General features: G+C 56.3%; 13 protein-coding genes. 9 read left to right on the forward strand and 4 right to left on the reverse strand.

The window, feature by feature from the left end; translation table 11 throughout:
- Together B142_RS0110570 and B142_RS12630 are read left to right on the forward strand one after the other, a co-directional pair.
- Positions 1 to 426, forward strand: coding sequence for an RbsD/FucU family protein (locus B142_RS0110570; RefSeq protein ID WP_018121521.1), 426 nt, complete (start codon positions 1 to 3; stop codon positions 424 to 426).
- Positions 427 to 449: 23 nt separating this feature from the next.
- Positions 450 to 1133: an SOS response-associated peptidase family protein gene (locus B142_RS12630; protein ID WP_147579221.1), complete on the forward strand. Its 684-nt coding sequence runs from the start codon at positions 450 to 452 to the stop codon at positions 1131 to 1133.
- A 28-nt stretch (positions 1134 to 1161) separates the two neighbouring features.
- Here B142_RS12630 and B142_RS0110580 read toward each other — a convergent pair whose 3' ends face one another.
- The 4 genes from B142_RS0110580 to B142_RS0110595 form a co-directional block, all read right to left on the reverse strand.
- The gene (locus B142_RS0110580) at positions 1162 to 2427 is read right to left on the reverse strand and encodes a M20 family metallo-hydrolase (protein ID WP_018121523.1); all 1266 of its coding nucleotides are present in this window, start codon (positions 2425 to 2427) and stop codon (positions 1162 to 1164) included.
- Positions 2427 to 3467: a histidinol-phosphate transaminase gene (gene hisC, locus B142_RS0110585; protein WP_018121524.1), complete on the reverse strand. Its 1041-nt coding sequence runs from the start codon at positions 3465 to 3467 to the stop codon at positions 2427 to 2429. Before hisC ends, B142_RS0110580 begins: the two co-directional genes overlap by 1 nt.
- A gap of 99 nt (positions 3468 to 3566) precedes the next feature.
- Positions 3567 to 4886, reverse strand: coding sequence for an aromatic amino acid transport family protein (locus tag B142_RS0110590; RefSeq protein ID WP_018121525.1), 1320 nt, complete (start codon positions 4884 to 4886; stop codon positions 3567 to 3569).
- Positions 4887 to 4965: 79 nt separating this feature from the next.
- Positions 4966 to 6735, reverse strand: coding sequence for a thiamine pyrophosphate-dependent enzyme (locus B142_RS0110595; protein WP_018121526.1), 1770 nt, complete (start codon positions 6733 to 6735; stop codon positions 4966 to 4968).
- 116 nt (positions 6736 to 6851) lie between these two features.
- On the opposite strand from B142_RS0110595, the gene B142_RS12635 reads away from it, so the two are divergent.
- From B142_RS12635 to B142_RS0110630, 7 genes are all read left to right on the forward strand, one after another.
- Positions 6852 to 8066 (forward strand): glycerophosphodiester phosphodiesterase family protein, encoded by a 1215-nt coding sequence (locus tag B142_RS12635; protein ID WP_081604989.1) that lies wholly within the window; start codon positions 6852 to 6854, stop codon positions 8064 to 8066.
- Positions 8067 to 8153: 87 nt separating this feature from the next.
- The gene (locus tag B142_RS0110605) at positions 8154 to 9209 is read left to right on the forward strand and encodes a trimeric intracellular cation channel family protein (protein WP_018121528.1); all 1056 of its coding nucleotides are present in this window, start codon (positions 8154 to 8156) and stop codon (positions 9207 to 9209) included.
- Positions 9210 to 9366: 157 nt separating this feature from the next.
- Positions 9367 to 9729 carry a VOC family protein gene (locus tag B142_RS12640; protein ID WP_018121529.1) on the forward strand — a complete coding sequence of 121 codons (363 nt, stop codon included), beginning with the start codon at positions 9367 to 9369 and terminating at the stop codon, positions 9727 to 9729.
- On the forward strand, positions 9723 to 10952 hold the full coding sequence (locus B142_RS0110615; protein WP_018121530.1) for an MFS transporter: 1230 nt from the start codon (positions 9723 to 9725) through the stop codon (positions 10950 to 10952). The genes B142_RS12640 and B142_RS0110615 overlap by 7 nt, the downstream gene beginning before the upstream one ends.
- Positions 10953 to 11194: 242 nt before the next feature.
- On the forward strand, positions 11195 to 12532 hold the full coding sequence (locus B142_RS0110620; RefSeq protein WP_018121531.1) for an MFS transporter: 1338 nt from the start codon (positions 11195 to 11197) through the stop codon (positions 12530 to 12532).
- Between the two features lie 69 nt (positions 12533 to 12601).
- The gene (locus tag B142_RS0110625) at positions 12602 to 14245 is read left to right on the forward strand and encodes an amidohydrolase (protein WP_018121532.1); all 1644 of its coding nucleotides are present in this window, start codon (positions 12602 to 12604) and stop codon (positions 14243 to 14245) included.
- 167 nt (positions 14246 to 14412) lie between these two features.
- The gene (locus B142_RS0110630) at positions 14413 to 14775 is read left to right on the forward strand and encodes a hypothetical protein (protein ID WP_018121533.1); all 363 of its coding nucleotides are present in this window, start codon (positions 14413 to 14415) and stop codon (positions 14773 to 14775) included.
- The last annotated feature ends 620 nt before the right edge of the window (positions 14776 to 15395 follow it).

The following is a 15395-nucleotide window of genomic DNA, read 5'->3' on the forward strand; positions in this document are numbered from 1 at the left end:
ATGTTGCGCGGAATCTCGCCTCTGCTGACTCCAGAACTGCTGGCAGCATTATCCGCAATGGGGCACGGTGACGAAATTACGCTTGCCGACGCCCACTATCCGCGATTCGGTGATGGAGCACGCACCATTCGGATGGATGGCATCGGTATCCCTGCTCTGCTTGCAGCAATCATGCCACTGTTCAAACTCGACCAATACGAGGATAAACAATATTCGCTGATGGCACCGGTAGCGGGTGATTCTGATGCCCCGGTGTGGGATACCTACGACAGGCTCATCCGTGAACATGATCCACACGCGAGACCAGAATTCTTGGAGCGGTTTAGCTTTTATCAGCGCGCACAAGATTCTTATTTGACAGTCGTGACTGGCGAAACTGCCCAATACGGCAACATCATCCTCCGTAAGGGCGTGATTCTCGACTAGCCGCCCCCGGTAGGCTGGCAGCCATGTGCGCAACGTACGGGCTAGAGCCAACCATGGAACTGCCGAATTATGAGCCGCTGTTCCAACCAGAAAGCCAGCAGCTGCTGGAGCAATGGATGGACCAGCGCAGCAGCACCGCGAAAATCACCGGCCGCAAAGCCCGCAACCTGAACCCTTTGATCACCGCCCCGGAAGGCAAGCGCCAGCTTGATCTTGCGTGGTGGTGGTTGCATGTGGGCGATGAGCCAGCCCAGTTCAGCGCTTTTAATGCCCGCGACGATAAACTTCTGCACTCACGCGTGTGGAAGAAACCATTTGCCCAGCAACGTGGCTTGGCCCCGGCGCATTGGTACATAGAAAAAGGCCAGCGCTTTGAGCTGCCTGATACTCAGGGTTTTGCCATCGCCACCATCGTGGCCACCTCGCACCAGCCCGACGGCGATCTTCTCAGCTACGCGCTGGTCACCCGCGATGCGGTTGCCGAAGCCGCCACTGTGCACCCGCGCATGCCGTTACTGCTGCCGGAAGAACTGCACGACGACTGGCTGGACCCCAATGTGGACGGCGACGACGAGCTGCTGGCAGAAGCACTTGCAGCCTCGGAAAGTTTGAGCCAGCAGGTGCGCATCGCGGATGAACTGCGCACACAGCAGAAACCCCGGGCGAATTCCGCGAAAGCGCAGCCCGGGGAAGCCACACTGTTTTAACTAACAACTAGTAACTAGCAACTAGCAACTAGTGCAGTGCACCGGCAACCAAACGAGCGACCACACCGGTAAACACGTCCAGACCAGCCAGGCAGTCGTCGGCAAGAGTCAGCTCGGCCTCGTTGTGCGAGATGCCGTCGACGCTCGGCACGAACAGCATCACCGTGGGCACTTCATCTTTCATGTTCGTGGAATCGTGCCCGGCCACGGTCATCACCTCGCGGTGGGAATAGCCCAGCTCTTCGGCGACCTCGCGGGCCAGCGCGCAGCCAGCCGGTGAATAATCGTTCTGGTTCCAGCTGTGCGTGAGCGTGCGGTCGATCTCCACGCGGGCCTCGTCGGCGGCCTCGGCGATGACCGTCTCCAGGTGCTGCTCGGCCTGGTCCAAGACCTCGGCGTGCGGGCACCGAATATCGACGTTGAAGATGACCTCGCGCGCGATGGTCACTGGAGAATTCGGCTTGACCTCCATCTGTGAAACGGAGATCTGCAGCGGCTGGCCCGGGAACTTGTCGACGATGCGCCGGGCTTGCGCGATCACGATCGAGGCGCCAAACAGTGCGTCGTGGCGATCTTCCATCAGTGTGGAACCAGTATGGCCCTGCTCGCCGCGGACGACCACGCGGAACTTGCGCGCGCCCCAGGTCGCAGTCACCAACCCGATCTGCGCACCGGCCTGCTCCAAGTTCTTGCCTTGCTCGTTGTGGATCTCCGCGTAGGAGGCAATCTCCGGCAGGGAAGAAGTGCCAGGGTAACCGGTCTCGGTGAAAGCCTCGCGCACCGTGGTGCCGTAAAAATCGGTGGACTCCAGCGCTTCATCCAAGCCCAGCTTGTTGATCGCCACCGAGCTACCCATCATGCTGGGTGCAAAGCGTGAGCCTTCCTCGTTGAACCAGTTCACTACCGCCAGGTTGAATTTCGGGGTGATGTCACCGGCTTCTGCCGCCGCGCGCACCCGGGCGGCAGCATACGCGCCTGCGAGCACGCCGTAGGCACCGTCGAAACGCCCAGCCATCGGCTGCGAATCCAGGTGCGAGCCCAACAACACGTAGGGCGCGCCGGGGACAAACTCGATGGTGGAAAACTGGTTCGCGATGGCATCGAACTGGGCCGGGTTACCCGTGGCACGCGCAAACACGTGTGACATCCACTGCCGGTTTTCTTTATCGGCCGGGGTGCAGGCCTCGCGGTCGACACCTCCGGCTTTGGTGGCCCCGTGCGAGGACATGGTGGCGAAATCCTGCAGGAAGGCTTCATCAGAAAAGGCTCCGCCAGAAAAACCCGAATTCGTCATCACTGGCTGTCCTTGCTAATACCTGCGCGTTCCCACGCACTCAGGAACGCATCGGCTTCCTTCTCACTGGTCACGGAAACGCGCACGCCTTCGTCGCCGTAGCGGCGGATGATTACGCCTTCGTCAAAGATGCGCTTTTCCACATCCTCGGCGTCCGCGCGCGGTAGCCACACAAAGTTGCCTTGCGACGGTGCGGCACCGACGGCCTGTGCGATGCGATCGCGCTGGCGCTTGGATTCCTCCACCCGCGGGGTAAACGCTTCGCGGTTGGCCAAAGCGGCAATTGCCGCCTGTTCTGCCATTCCCGTCACCGTCAGCGGCAGTGCCACCAGGTTCAGTGCTTTCGCCAATTCTGGCTGGGCAAACCCGTAGCCGACGCGCATACCGGCCAAACCGAAAGCCTTGGAGAAGGTGCGTGCGCCAATCAGGTTCGGGTAGTCCTGGATTTCCTGCACCGCATCCGGGCGGTCGGGATCATCGTTGAATTCCCAATAGGCTTCGTCGATCAGAACCACGAGATCATCCGGAACCATATCCATGAATTCGCGGAATTCCGCGCGGCTAAACGTCGTACCGGTCGGGTTGTTTGGGTTGCACAGGATCATCAGTTTGGTCTTGTCCGTGATGGCCTCGGCGCAGGCGCGCAGATCGATGCTGTAGTCGTCGGCAAGCGGAACTGTCACCGGAACGGCACCCGCCATGCGCACATATAACGGGTAGGCCTCGAAGCTGCGCCACGGGAAAACCACCTCGTCGCCGGTGTTGCAGGTAATGCGCACCGCACGCTGCACGATGGAGGAGGCACCAGGGCCGACGCAGAGATTATCCTCCCCAACCCCTAGGTAGTCCGCGAGCGCCGCGGTAAGCTCCGGGCAGCCGAATTCGCCATAGCGGTTGCCATACTGCACGGCCGCGTGGATGGCATCTTGCACGAATGATGGCGGGGCGTAGTCGGCCTCATTGGATGAGAGCTTGACCATACCCTCGGCGCTTTTGCCGGGGCGGTAATAAGGGAATTCGCTAAGATCTTTGCGCAGCATGAATCTGACCTCCTGAGAATGCGGGTTGGGGTTAGCAGGGCCCGGGTTGATGGGGGTGATGCGGGATTGAGGTTACAGGTGCAACCTGAACGTCAAGTATTAGAACAGATCCCAGATGGTGATGGCCATGATGATCAGGCCCAGGATCAATACGAAGTAGTTGGCTTTGTCTTTGCGTACGTGCTTGTACACGTCCAGGTTGCGGAACATGTAGACCGGCAGCAGGTAGACCAAAAAGACCACGAAAACACCAGCGACCAGCGACGCCAAGGTCACGATCGACGGGTTGAACACGGCGACCAGGGTGGTGGCGGCGAACGCGAAGACGTAGATGCCGATCAGCAGGTTGCGGCGCGGGATACGCTCGGCGGTTTTGGGTGCGACGGTTTTGAACAGGTACTCGGTGCCTTCTTCACTACCCAGCAGGTGGCCGAAGTACGACGAGACGATCGCGCACACCACCACCATCGGCGCGATTGCGGCCATGATCGGGGTGCCGGTGACGTTTGCGAAGTAGGACAGCACCGGAATGTTTTGCTCGTGCGCCTCGCGCATACCGTCGGCGCCGAGTGCCAGCACGCACGACCACACGAAGACCATGGTGAATACGACCAGCAGGATCGCGGTGTAGAACTCAATCTTGGACACGCGCTTTTCCGTGTTCTTGCCATGCGCCGGCTGCATGTCGACGGATAGCTGCGAAAGCGCTGCCATGTGCGAGAACGAGAACACCATCACCGGCAGGATCAGCAAAACACCCTTGACGACGGAGAGGAAGCCGCCGCCGTCATAGTCGAATTCCAGAAAGCTGGAGATATCCCAGCGCGGAATCAGGTAGATCGAGGTAATCGCCAGGAACAGGATCAGTGGGTAGACCAGGATCTGCGCCAGCCACAGCATTGGTTTGCGGCCGAAGGCGAACCCGGCTGTCATCAAACCAACACACAGCGTCGCCAAGATCCAGCGGTTGATTGAAGGCCCACCCAGCTGGTTGACGATGAAACTATCGACGGCGTTGGTGATCGAGACACCGTAAATGAGCACGGTGGAAAACACGGCGATCCAGTACAAGATCGCGATGATGACACCGCCGCCGCGGCCCAGGTACTGCGTGCACAGTTCCAGGACGTCTTTGCCGTGGTCTTTTTCCGGTGCTGCAGAAACGATGCGCGCGTAGGTGCGGTGGGAATAGTAGACCAGCGGGAACGCGATGATGGTGGCGAACAGCAGCGGGATGAAGCCGAAGGATCCGGCGTTAATCGGCAAAAACAGGATGCCTGCGCCGACGGCGGTACCGAACAGCGTGATCACCCATGATGAGGTGGATCCGGCTGGCTCGGCGTTTTTCTTCGCCTGTTGTTTTGTGGTGCTCGTTGCTGGGCTGGCGCCACTGGTGGCGCTGTGGTTGTTTGTGCTCATAGCGGTTGCTTTCTTGTGTGAGCTGGGTGCTGGCCGCCGGGGGCGGCCAGCCGTTGGTGCCGGGGCGGTGTGCCCGGCGTTATTCGTCGGTGTTTTGGCGAACGGTCGGGATGGACAGTGCTTGGTCGGTAATAACGTTAATCACTGCCGGTTTGCCTTCACGCACCGCAGCCAGGGCGCGTTCGACAGCCCCGGCGGCGTCCTGGTCAGAGGTGACGGTTTCGCCGTGCGCACCGTAGGCAATGGCGGCGGCAGCGAAGTCCGGGTTGGTCAGTTGCGTGCCGGAGACCCGCTTGGGGTAGTGGTTGAGCTGGTGGGTGCGGATGGTGCCGAATTCCGCGTTGCTCATCACCACGGCCATAAACGCCGCGCCTGCCTGCACTGCGGTGGCAAGCTCTTGGCCGTTCATCAGGTATTCTCCGTCGCCAGCGATGGTGATGACGGTGCGCTCCGGGAACTGCAGCGAGGCCGCGACGGCAGACGGAATGGAATAGCCCATCGAGCCATTACGTACGCTGAGCTGCGAAGGATACGTTTCCGTGTGCAGGTAGCGCTGCGCCCACAGGCAGTGGTTGCCTGCGCCGAAGGTATACAGCGCATCTTTCGGGGCTTGTTGTTGGATCGCGGCCATGATCGATTCCATGTGCGCGGTGCCTGCGGCTGTCTGTGGCCAGTTTTCTGGCTTGCCGACGTCCGCAAAGGCCAGGTGATTGCGGTGCGCGGTGGTGAACCACTCGTGTTGGGTGGCAGAGATACCAGTACCAGCCTCAGTGCCTGCGTCGGTGCCCGTGCTGGTACTGGAGCTGGTGCCCGTGCTGGCTTCACTGTCAGCGGCGACCCGTTCTGCGGAGCCGATGCGCTTGGTCAGTTCCTCGGTAATCTCCGCGAAGACCTGCGGGCTGGCCAGGATGTGGCGGGTGATGGCCGCGGAGTTCCCCAGCAGGGTGGTATCGGTGTTGATCAGGATATTTTTCGCATCCAGGCTTTGGCGCAGCGTGTAGCCGTCGGTAGGCACATCTGTGAGTACCGCGCCGATCTCAACGACGAGGTCGGCCTCGGTGAGCAGCTGGGTGGCGGCGTCGTTGCGGCCGTAGCCGAGCCAACCGGCATTCGCTGGCGAGGAAAACGCGATGCGGTCGCTGGCACGCCAGTCGTGAACCACGGGAATCTGCTGCTTTTCGGCAAATTTTTGGATTGCCGCGCAGGTATCAGGGTTCCAGTGTGCGCCGCCTGCGAAGATCAGTGGCTTTTCTGCTGCGCGCAGTTCATCGGCCAGGAAGTCCAGGTCAGCGTTGCTGAATGCGCCGTGGCTGGCAGGAAGTGGCTGGCAGAGATCGCCGGTAAATTCTTGGTGCAGTACGTCTTCCGGCAGGCCGATGACGACGGGGCCAGGACGGCCCTGGGTGGCCAGGTGGAAGGCTTCGGCGACCACGCGGCTGGCACGGGAGGCGTCGTCAAGCACATAGACGCGTTTAGCCTGGGTGCCGAACCACGCTTTGATGTCGAATTCCTGGAAAGACTCGCGGTCCCGGTCGCTGGTGGGGACCAGGCCGACGAACAGCACCAGGGGAGTAGCATCTTGCCAGGCGGTGTGGATGCCGACGAATGCATTAGCAGCGCCCGGACCGCGGGTAACCATGGCGACACCCGGCCTGCCGGTGGCTTTGCCGTGGGCTTCGGCCATGTAGCAGGCACCGCCTTCTTGGCGGCACACGATGGTGTCGATGGATGATTCGTACAGACCGTCGAGTACCGGAAGGAAGCTTTCACCTGGCACTTCGAAGATTCGTGGGACGTCGTGGAGTTCAAGACTGCGGGCGATTGCTGTGCCCACATGGCCTACGCTCATGCTGTTACCTCGCGATGTAGCAGGGATACTGTTCAACGATCTTGCTGGTGATCTGAATCATACTAACATTGTGGGCGAAAAACTATGGATCTGTTAACTATTTACAGGAGGAATTCATGATAGATAGCGCACGTATTTTTGGTCCACGCAGGTCGCGCAACTCGCACGCAAGTAGGTGGCGTGGGGCGAGTGGAGTGAAGGTAATCGCAGCACTCGGGGCTAGTGCTCTTGCCCTGGCAGGATGTTCGCAGGCTGATGACGCGGCTGATGCAGCACACAACGCGGCCGATAGCGCCAGCGAGGCAGCAGAAAGTGCCACCGAATCCACCTCGGCTGGTCAGGAAGAAAAGCTGACATTCGACAAACAGCAGGTCGCCGAGCTGGATGTGCAGGCCAACCCGGTTCCAGCAGCGGCGGCGAAATTACCAGACGGGTTTGATCTGCAATCGCACCGTTTTGGTCGGGGTGAATGGATCGAATCTTCCCGTGAGGGCTTGGAAAAGTCCCTAGAAATGGGAGTGACCACCCTGGAATTCGACATCGAGCTGTCTGCCGACGGCGTCCCCGTGGTCTGGCACGATACAGAGATCGATGCCGAGAAATGCCAGGACACCAAGCCTGTCACCGAGGATGATCCGCAGTTCCCGTACGTCGGCAAGCTGCTCCACGATCTGACTTTCGAGCAGATTTCCACGCTGAACTGCAATAAGAACCTGGATGATTTCCCCGATGCGGCCCCGCAGGACGACAACCGGTTGCTGCAGCTTTCTGAGGTTTTCGAGATCGCCGCGGATTACCCGGATGTGCACTTCAATATCGAGACCAAGCTGGAGCCGGAACACCGTGAGCAAACGGCATCGCCACAGGAATTCGTTGATGCGATCATGGATGAGGTAGAGGACGCTGATGTTGCTGATCGCACCATGATTCAGTCCTTCGATTGGGCATCGTTGCCGCTGGTGCGCGAACGTGATGCGGAAATGCCGCTGGTCTTGTTGTGGGACGAAACTACATGGAAATCGAGCTCGGCCTGGATTGGCGATGTTGATTATGATGCCGTCGATGGTGACATCGTGGAAGCCGCAAAACAGCTAGGCGTGCAGGTGCTTTCGCCGGGACATGCGGTTCCTTATGGGCAAACCCCGCGTGACGACGATTACCACCCGGTCGCTACACCAGAGTTAATTTCACAGGCGCACAAGGCGGGCATGGCAGTGGTGCCGTGGACCGTCAATGATGAAGACACCATGCGTGAGCAGATTGCTGCAGGTGTGGACGGCTTCATCACCGATTACCCAAGCATGGGGCAAGCGGTAGTCCGGGAGAAATAAAGTAGTAGTGCTCATAGGGTCGCTACTTCGGCGCATTTGGGTGGACTAATTTCGCGGTCTGCTTAGCTGTGGAGTTCAATATTGCTTATGCCCGAAGTAGATCCGCTCATTGAATCTCTCTACCGCTGGTCCGATGTCAGCGGCGTGTTACTGATGGGAATTATCGGTGGCACCATCGCGCGAAAAAGCGGTTACGACATCATCGGGTTTTTCTTCATCGCGATGTTCTCCTCGTTGGGCGGCGGTATGGTGCGCGATGTGCTCATCAACCAGGGCACTGTCGCGGCGATGAGCGAACCGGAGTACTTGTACCTGGCTTTTACCGGCGCGCTTATTGCGCGTTTCGTGTATTTCAAGGGCAAAACCTGGGATTATATTCAAGCGCATGGCGATGCCGTCGTCTCGGGTCTGTGGGCTGGGACCGGTGCCGTGAAAGCCATTACTTATGGCTTGCCGCTGATTCCGTGCATCATGATGGGCGTGTTTACCGCAACCGGCGGTTCCATGATCCGCGATATTTCTATGGGGCGTGAGCCGGCCGTTTTTGGCAATAATCAGCCGACGGTCATCCCGGCGATTGCGTGCGCCAGCATTGTGCTTATCGGCAATCATTTTGGCATGCTGGCCGTCGGCATGGTCGTCGGCCCGTTAGTGTCCATTTTCTTAGCGCTGTTAGGGATTTGGGCTGGGTGGCGTGTGCCTGCGCACCAAGATTGGGCGCCGATTAACGACACCGCAGCGCAGGTGAAGGTGCTGGCGAAAAAGGCAGAGAACAAAAGTCGCGCGGTGGGGCGCAAATTGGAGCCGCACCGTGTGCGGTCGTGGCGGCACCGGCAGATGGAGGCTGCGCTGCAGCGGCGGATTGAAAAAGAGGCGCGCTCTGGCAAGCGAAGGAAGATGACGGCGGAAGAAGTCAGTGACTTCATGGATTCTTTTGATTCCGATGTCGATCAGCTCAGCGCGGTACCGGAGAACAGCGATGATACGGACTTTGGTGTGGATTTCACTGGCGATTCTTACGACGCCGAAGAGCCGGTTTCTACGGAGGAATCGCAGCGCCTTCTCGACACCATTTTGGCAGATGACAAGCTTAGCGATGAGCTTATTGAGCGCTTGATGGAGCGCTATAACGCGCGGAATTGAGACGGTTTCAAAGCGTATTAAGTTGTTTCTATGTGAAGCTGAGACTTCAGCTACTCTGACTAGAGCAGCATAGCTAACCCTTTGATGCCAATGGCGAGATTATATGTTTCCTAGACGCCATTACTTTGGGAGATCAAATTGAAAGGAATTTGCAATAATGCATTTTGACCACCTCACTATCTTGACAACTAATGTCAAAGAGTCATGGGACTTTTATCGAAATCTTCCGGAAGCCAAAGTGAGTTCACCAAATAGTGAGGGGTATTTTGAAGTTTCTTTCCATGAAAGTGTAATCGGAGTATTTCACTTGGGAAAGTTCGCCGAAACCACTAAAACTAGTCCCACCAAATCTGGTGGTGCAATTATTCAGTTTTCAGTTGATGATGTAGATGAGTATTGGAACAATTTGCCAACCGCACACCGGCAAAATGGATCATCGCCCCGAAAAATGCCCTGGCACTCCTACTCTGCATATATCTCCGATCCAGACGGCAACATACTGGAGTTCTACAAGTGGTAAAAAGAGACTCTCTACTCCGTGAGAACCCATTGTTTTTTAGGTTTTGGTTTTCGCGGCTCATCTCTGTTGTGGGTTCAACGTCAACGCGGATTGCGATTCCGCTTGAAGTCCTTAAGCTCACAGAATCCGCGAGTCTAGCGGCCCTCGTTACAACTGTAGCCTTAGCGCCGATACTGATTTTGGGCATCCCCGCAGGCGCATTCGCGGATCATAGTTCACGAGTCTTCATTATGAGAGTTGCTGAACTTGCCTCGGCTATCACTACGGCGACACTGGCAGCAATCCTCCTTTTGCTAGGGTTTTTGTCGCCTGCATTGCTCATATCGGTTGCACTACTGTCAATATTTGCCGTCTTTTTCGATGCATGTAGCTTTGGGCTTCTTCCCGATCTTGTGCCTAAAGAACGTCTAGGGCAGGCGAATGGGCTTCTTTACGGCAATAACACAGTCATTTCTCTACTTGGGCCCGTTATAGCAGGATTTCTTTACGCGCAATTTGGCCTTATTTTCGTTCTTCTTATTAATTCAGCAACGTTTTCAGTATCAGCTTTTCTGCTCTTTACATTGCCGAAGGATAATTCCTCTAATAAAGGAATGAGACAAACTCTAAGGTCGATGCCAAAAAGCATGGTTGAAGGACTAGATATCATTTGGCGCTCGCATCTCCTACGCTACCTAGTAGGTTCAGGGGCAGCTTCTGGTGTTGCAGGCGGAGCCTTGAGTGCTTGCATGGCAATTATTGCAGTTGAAAGATTTCGCGGGGGCGGAGAACTAGTTGGCTTGTTTGTCTCTGCTATTGGCGCAGGAGCCTTCTTGGCTTCACTCTTACTTTCGTTCCTTTCTGAACGATTTCCCCAAAGCCAAATAACACTCATTACAATGCCCTTTGCTGTTCTGAGCTTCTTTGGAGTTGCGCTCGCTCCAACGCCATTGATAATGACTTTATGTTGCTTTGCATGGGGGTCCTGCTACACAACTCTGATCGTTAATAATGTCACGATTCGGCAATCAATTCTCCCTGATCATTTTCAGGCAAGAGTAAACTCAACAGCAAGGACAATAGCTTGGGGTGGAGAGCCGATTGGGGCCGGCCTCTCGGCACTTCTACTCAAATTCAGCAGTGATCAGGCGACGCTTTTGATCATTTCCGTTCCCTTTATAATCGCTGCCATTATGGCGCCTTTTACCCCGCTCAGAAAACGAGTTTTAGAACCCATTGCCTAAATCAGCTAAGCATCTTTTCCAATAGTAATTTCCCATATATTTACCCTAGAAACAGTCGTCGTATCATCAGGTAATTAATTCTACAATAGAGATTTGGTCAGCCTTGTCTAGGGATCCCCAGCGTGGCTGAGGGTGAGTGTATTTGTCCCTGGATTATTCCCCAGATCTGTTAAGGTGATTTAGAACATAATTGTGCAGGTTTTAGCGCTGGATAACCCTCGATCACCAAAGGATTCAGTTATATGGACTCATCGCCCGGTGACGCACCCCGCGACACCACCAACGCCGCCGTGGTGCAGGACCATGAAGTGCGCGATAAAGACGTCCGCAAAATCGCGATGTCCGCGTTCGTCGGAACCGCGCTGGAATGGTATGACTTCTTCCTATTCGGTACCGCCTCCGCACTGGTTTTTAACCACCTGTATTTTGCTACCGACGATCCAGTCACCGCCACGCTTGCGTCATTCGCCACGTTCGGCGTCGGCTTTCTCGCACGCCCGCTTGGAGCGATTCTTTTTGGCAAGCTCGGCGATCAATATGGTCGTAAACCCGCGTTGTTATTAAGCATCGTCGTCATTGGTGTCGCCACCGGATTGGTTGGCTTGCTGCCGGATTATCACGCCATTGGCATGGCCGCACCAATCCTGCTGACGGTATTGCGTTTGCTACAAGGCATCGCCGTCGGTGGTGAGTGGGGCGGTGCCACCACCATCGCTATCGAGCATGCCCCGCCAGAAAAACGCGGCCGCTATGCTGCGATGGTGCAGCTCGGCTCACCGGTGGGCACGTTGTTGTCTTCGGGTGCTTTCGCATTGGTGGTTATGCTTCCCGACGAGGCCGTCGATTCCTGGGGCTGGCGTGTGCCATTCCTTGCAGCATTCCCCTTCCTGGCAATCGCGCTATGGATTCGTCTGAAAGTTGAAGAATCGCCGGTCTATCAACAGCTGGCTGAAGAATCTGAGAACAAGCCCACTGGATCGCTGAAAGAACTATTCACGGCCTACCCGAAACAGACTCTGTACGCGACGTTTGCCGCTATCACCGGTATCGGTGGTTTCTTCATTTTCACTACCTATGCACTGTCGTACGGAACCCAGGTATTGGAATTTGATCGGCAAACCGTCGTCAATGCCACTTTGTTGGCTGCGGCAGGCCAGTTGTTCTTCCTCCCATTGTATGGTCGCCTCGGTGAGCGTTACGGTGCCGGGCTAGTGATGGGCATCGGTGGTATTACTGCAGCCATTCTGGCCGTACCGCTATGGCTGTTGATTGATTCTCACAACGCAATTCTTATGACCATGGCGATTTGCATCGGCATCTGGGTTATTTCCGCACCTTATGGTGTGGTTGGGGTCCTGCTCGGTGAGATGTTCCCGGCCCACATCCGGTACACCGGGATGGCGATTACCTCGAATATCGCCGGTGCAATCTCTGGGCTGCTGCCATTTTTGGCTACCTTCATCAACTCGTTTTTTGAGGAACAATCCTCGGTCTCCGCGATGGTGCTGTTGATCATCATTACGCTGCTGACCGCACTCGGCGGAATCATGGGCTCGAAATACAAGCACGAAGAGAACTAGTGTTCAGCACAGCCCCTCCCGAAAAATCCCGAATTCATCATCCCCCATCCGCGAAAGGAACCAACTCTCATGGCCCTGCTCGATACCCTTATTACTAATGCCCGTATTTGGACCGGCGACCGCGAGAATCCGTCGGCAAGCGCAGTCGGTATTGTCGGCGACCGGTTTTTCCTCCTCGATGAGGCCCAGGCCCACCAGTTGGGTGCGCGCCGTCATTACGACGCCAAAAATGCGTTTATCGCGCCAGGTTTTAACGACGCGCACTGCCACTCGGTGTGGTTTGGCTTGACGCTGGCAGAGATCGATCTTAGCGATTGCCACAGCGCACAGGATGTATATGACACCTTGGCGCAGGCAGAAAAGGACCGCCCGGACCAGGAGTGGCTGATTGCTTCGAATTTCCGTCCGTCGAAAATGGGCGGTGAAGAACTGGCCATTGCGGAGCTCGACCGCGCCACCAACAACCGAAAACTAGCCATCAAGCACAATTCTGGCCACAGCATGACGGTTAACACTGCGGGCCTGAAAGCTGGCGGCATCAATGTCGACGATCCGGAGCAGCCCGAAGGCGGCCAGGTGGTGCTTGACGACGACGGCAACCCGACCGGCCTGCTGGAAGAAAACGCCATGCGCGCAATTAACGATCAGCTTAGCCCGGAATCGGTCGACGAGCTCGCTTATGCGCTGCAGCTGGCGCACCGCCGTTATGTCGAAGAGGGCTTGACTTCGGTGACTGATGCCGGAATCGCCGGTGGCTGGATTGGCCACAGCCCGCGCGAAATGGCGGCGTACCAACAAGCCGCAGCCGCCGGTGACCTGCTGGCCCGCACCCAAGCGATGATCACCAGCGACGTTTTGCACCCGCTCGACGGGCACGCTGATGATCCGGAAGGCCACGGCCTGGATGCGGGCATCCGTACTGGTCTGGGCGACGAGCACCTGCAGATCGGCCCGGTGAAACTGTTTACCGACGGCTCCCTGTTGGGCACCACTGCCGCGATGACAGAAGCCTACTGTGGTTGTTCCCACCGCAAGGGTTATTTGCAGGGCGACCCGGAAGATATGACTGCACAAGCCATTAAGGCTGCTGGAAATGGCTGGTCGCTGGCGCTGCACGCCATTGGCGATGCCGCGGTAGATTTGGCGCTCGACATCATCGAAGAAGCCACCGAAAAATACGGCGCACCGGAAATGCCGCACCGCATCGAACACGGCGGGGTAGTGCGTGCTGATCAAATTGAGCGGTTGGTGAAAAACAACATCGTCGTGGCCCCGCAGCCGCGGTTCATCCCGGAATTTGGCGGGATCATGGCAGAGATGCTCGGTGAAGAGCGCACGAAACTGGCCTACCCGGCTAAGCGTCTGTTGGAAGCGGGCATGATCTTGCCGGGAAGTTCGGATCGCCCGGTTGCCGATGGTGAACCACTCAAAGTTATTCAGGCATTCGTGCAGCGCACAACAGAAAACGGCACTGATTTTGGGCCAGAAGAAATCATCACCGTCGACGACGCGCTCTACGCATATACCGCGGGTTCGGCGGCAGCTACCGGCTGGGCGGGCCGCAAAGGGCAGATCGCGCCGGGGCAGTTAGCAGACTTGGTGGTGCTTGCCGACGATCCGCGTGAGGTGGATCCGGATACCATCAGTGATATCCAGATCCTGGCCACCATGGTCGGCGGCGAGTTCGTGCACGGTGGTTTACAGGAGGTTTAGCCTGGATTCTCAATCTGGAAAAGGTAAATTGTGAGCTTTTAAAGAAAAGAGTTACACAAACTGCTGGTGGCCGGGATATGACTGTCGCGGTTACCGAACGAAGAGATGAAAGATCTGGTGATCACCGCCCGGTGGGCGTCATCACCGCATTTTATAGGTAGGTGACCATGGATATTGTGGAAGCAAGTGATCCCAGGAAGATGGATTACCTGGCAAAAGTGCTCAAAAATTTAATTTTGAGCGATATCCAAAATGGAGATATTATTTTGCACAATTTTGGTGTGCAGGAATATCAAGGACCATATGAGCAATTTAAGGGTGAGATTTGGCATTATTTCGATCTCCATTCCCCCCATCGGCATGATGGAAAGTTAGTGCGCCAATGGTATGACTTCCCCTCATTTGATGGAAGTCATGACAAAGATCCTGAAACAGAGGTTCTGCTGGAGGCATCGGCCATTTTTGAAAGTTTTCTCACCTCTACCCCGGAAAAATCACCTAACATGGAATATCTGGAAAATAAACCATGAAAAATTCATAAGTATAGCAGCAGCAGTAATTATTGGAATGTTTGCTTTTGGAGCAACGGCGTCGACGGCTTAGGCAGAACAGTTGTCTTCTGAGCATCTATATCAGCCAGGTGCTCAGGTGCCGACCAAACAGGGGTCAGGTCACAGTCAGTAATGATTGCGATATTGATCAGCGAGTAATAATTCTCGTTGCCTTCGGTTCTGATTCAAGCTGCTTGACTCTGCCGCCTGCGGCCTTTCGTAAATGCCCGTTTTGATGGAGTCGAAAATTGCTAGTTTTCGCAAGCTAGCAATCTCAATTCCACACAACATTGGTTTTACTAGCGTCAGCCTGCTCTGAGTATCGCTAAACCTGTTATGTCCATGAGGTTTTTGGACTTGGAGTCCAGCTACTTTTTGGACGCGGAGTCTAGGGACTTTGTGGACGCGGAGTCTAGGGACTTTGTGGACGCGGAGTCTCCCCGCTTTTTGGACGGGGAGTCCACGGAGTTTTTGTACTGGTGCTAACTTGGCTTCTTCCGGCGGCTTGGCCGTGGCCCAGAGAGGTTGGGTTTTAGCTCTGGGGGTTGTCGGTGCCACATGCCGACAACGTGGTTTATGTTGATTTGACCGCCGGGTGG

The sequence above is a fragment of the Corynebacterium propinquum DSM 44285 genome (genome assembly GCF_000375525.1).
Taxonomy (GTDB): domain Bacteria; phylum Actinomycetota; class Actinomycetes; order Mycobacteriales; family Mycobacteriaceae; genus Corynebacterium; species Corynebacterium propinquum.

What these genes read in the sequence shown, in the direction of transcription:
- B142_RS0110625 (WP_018121532.1), top strand. Translation starts at nt 12,602, where the DNA reads ATGGCCCTGCTCGATACCCTTATTACTAATGCCCGTATTTGGACCGGC.
- B142_RS0110620 (WP_018121531.1), top strand. Translation starts at nt 11,195, where the DNA reads ATGGACTCATCGCCCGGTGACGCACCCCGCGACACCACCAACGCCGCC.
- B142_RS0110630 (WP_018121533.1), top strand. Translation starts at nt 14,413, where the DNA reads ATGGATATTGTGGAAGCAAGTGATCCCAGGAAGATGGATTACCTGGCA.
- B142_RS0110580 (WP_018121523.1), bottom strand. Translation starts at nt 2,427, where the DNA reads ATGACGAATTCGGGTTTTTCTGGCGGAGCCTTTTCTGATGAAGCCTTC.
- B142_RS12635 (WP_081604989.1), top strand. Translation starts at nt 6,852, where the DNA reads ATGATAGATAGCGCACGTATTTTTGGTCCACGCAGGTCGCGCAACTCG.
- B142_RS0110595 (WP_018121526.1), bottom strand. Translation starts at nt 6,735, where the DNA reads ATGAGCGTAGGCCATGTGGGCACAGCAATCGCCCGCAGTCTTGAACTC.
- hisC (WP_018121524.1), bottom strand. Translation starts at nt 3,467, where the DNA reads ATGCTGCGCAAAGATCTTAGCGAATTCCCTTATTACCGCCCCGGCAAA.
- B142_RS0110590 (WP_018121525.1), bottom strand. Translation starts at nt 4,886, where the DNA reads ATGAGCACAAACAACCACAGCGCCACCAGTGGCGCCAGCCCAGCAACG.
- B142_RS0110605 (WP_018121528.1), top strand. Translation starts at nt 8,154, where the DNA reads ATGCCCGAAGTAGATCCGCTCATTGAATCTCTCTACCGCTGGTCCGAT.
- B142_RS12630 (WP_147579221.1), top strand. Translation starts at nt 450, where the DNA reads ATGTGCGCAACGTACGGGCTAGAGCCAACCATGGAACTGCCGAATTAT.
- B142_RS12640 (WP_018121529.1), top strand. Translation starts at nt 9,367, where the DNA reads ATGCATTTTGACCACCTCACTATCTTGACAACTAATGTCAAAGAGTCA.
- B142_RS0110570 (WP_018121521.1), top strand. Translation starts at nt 1, where the DNA reads ATGTTGCGCGGAATCTCGCCTCTGCTGACTCCAGAACTGCTGGCAGCA.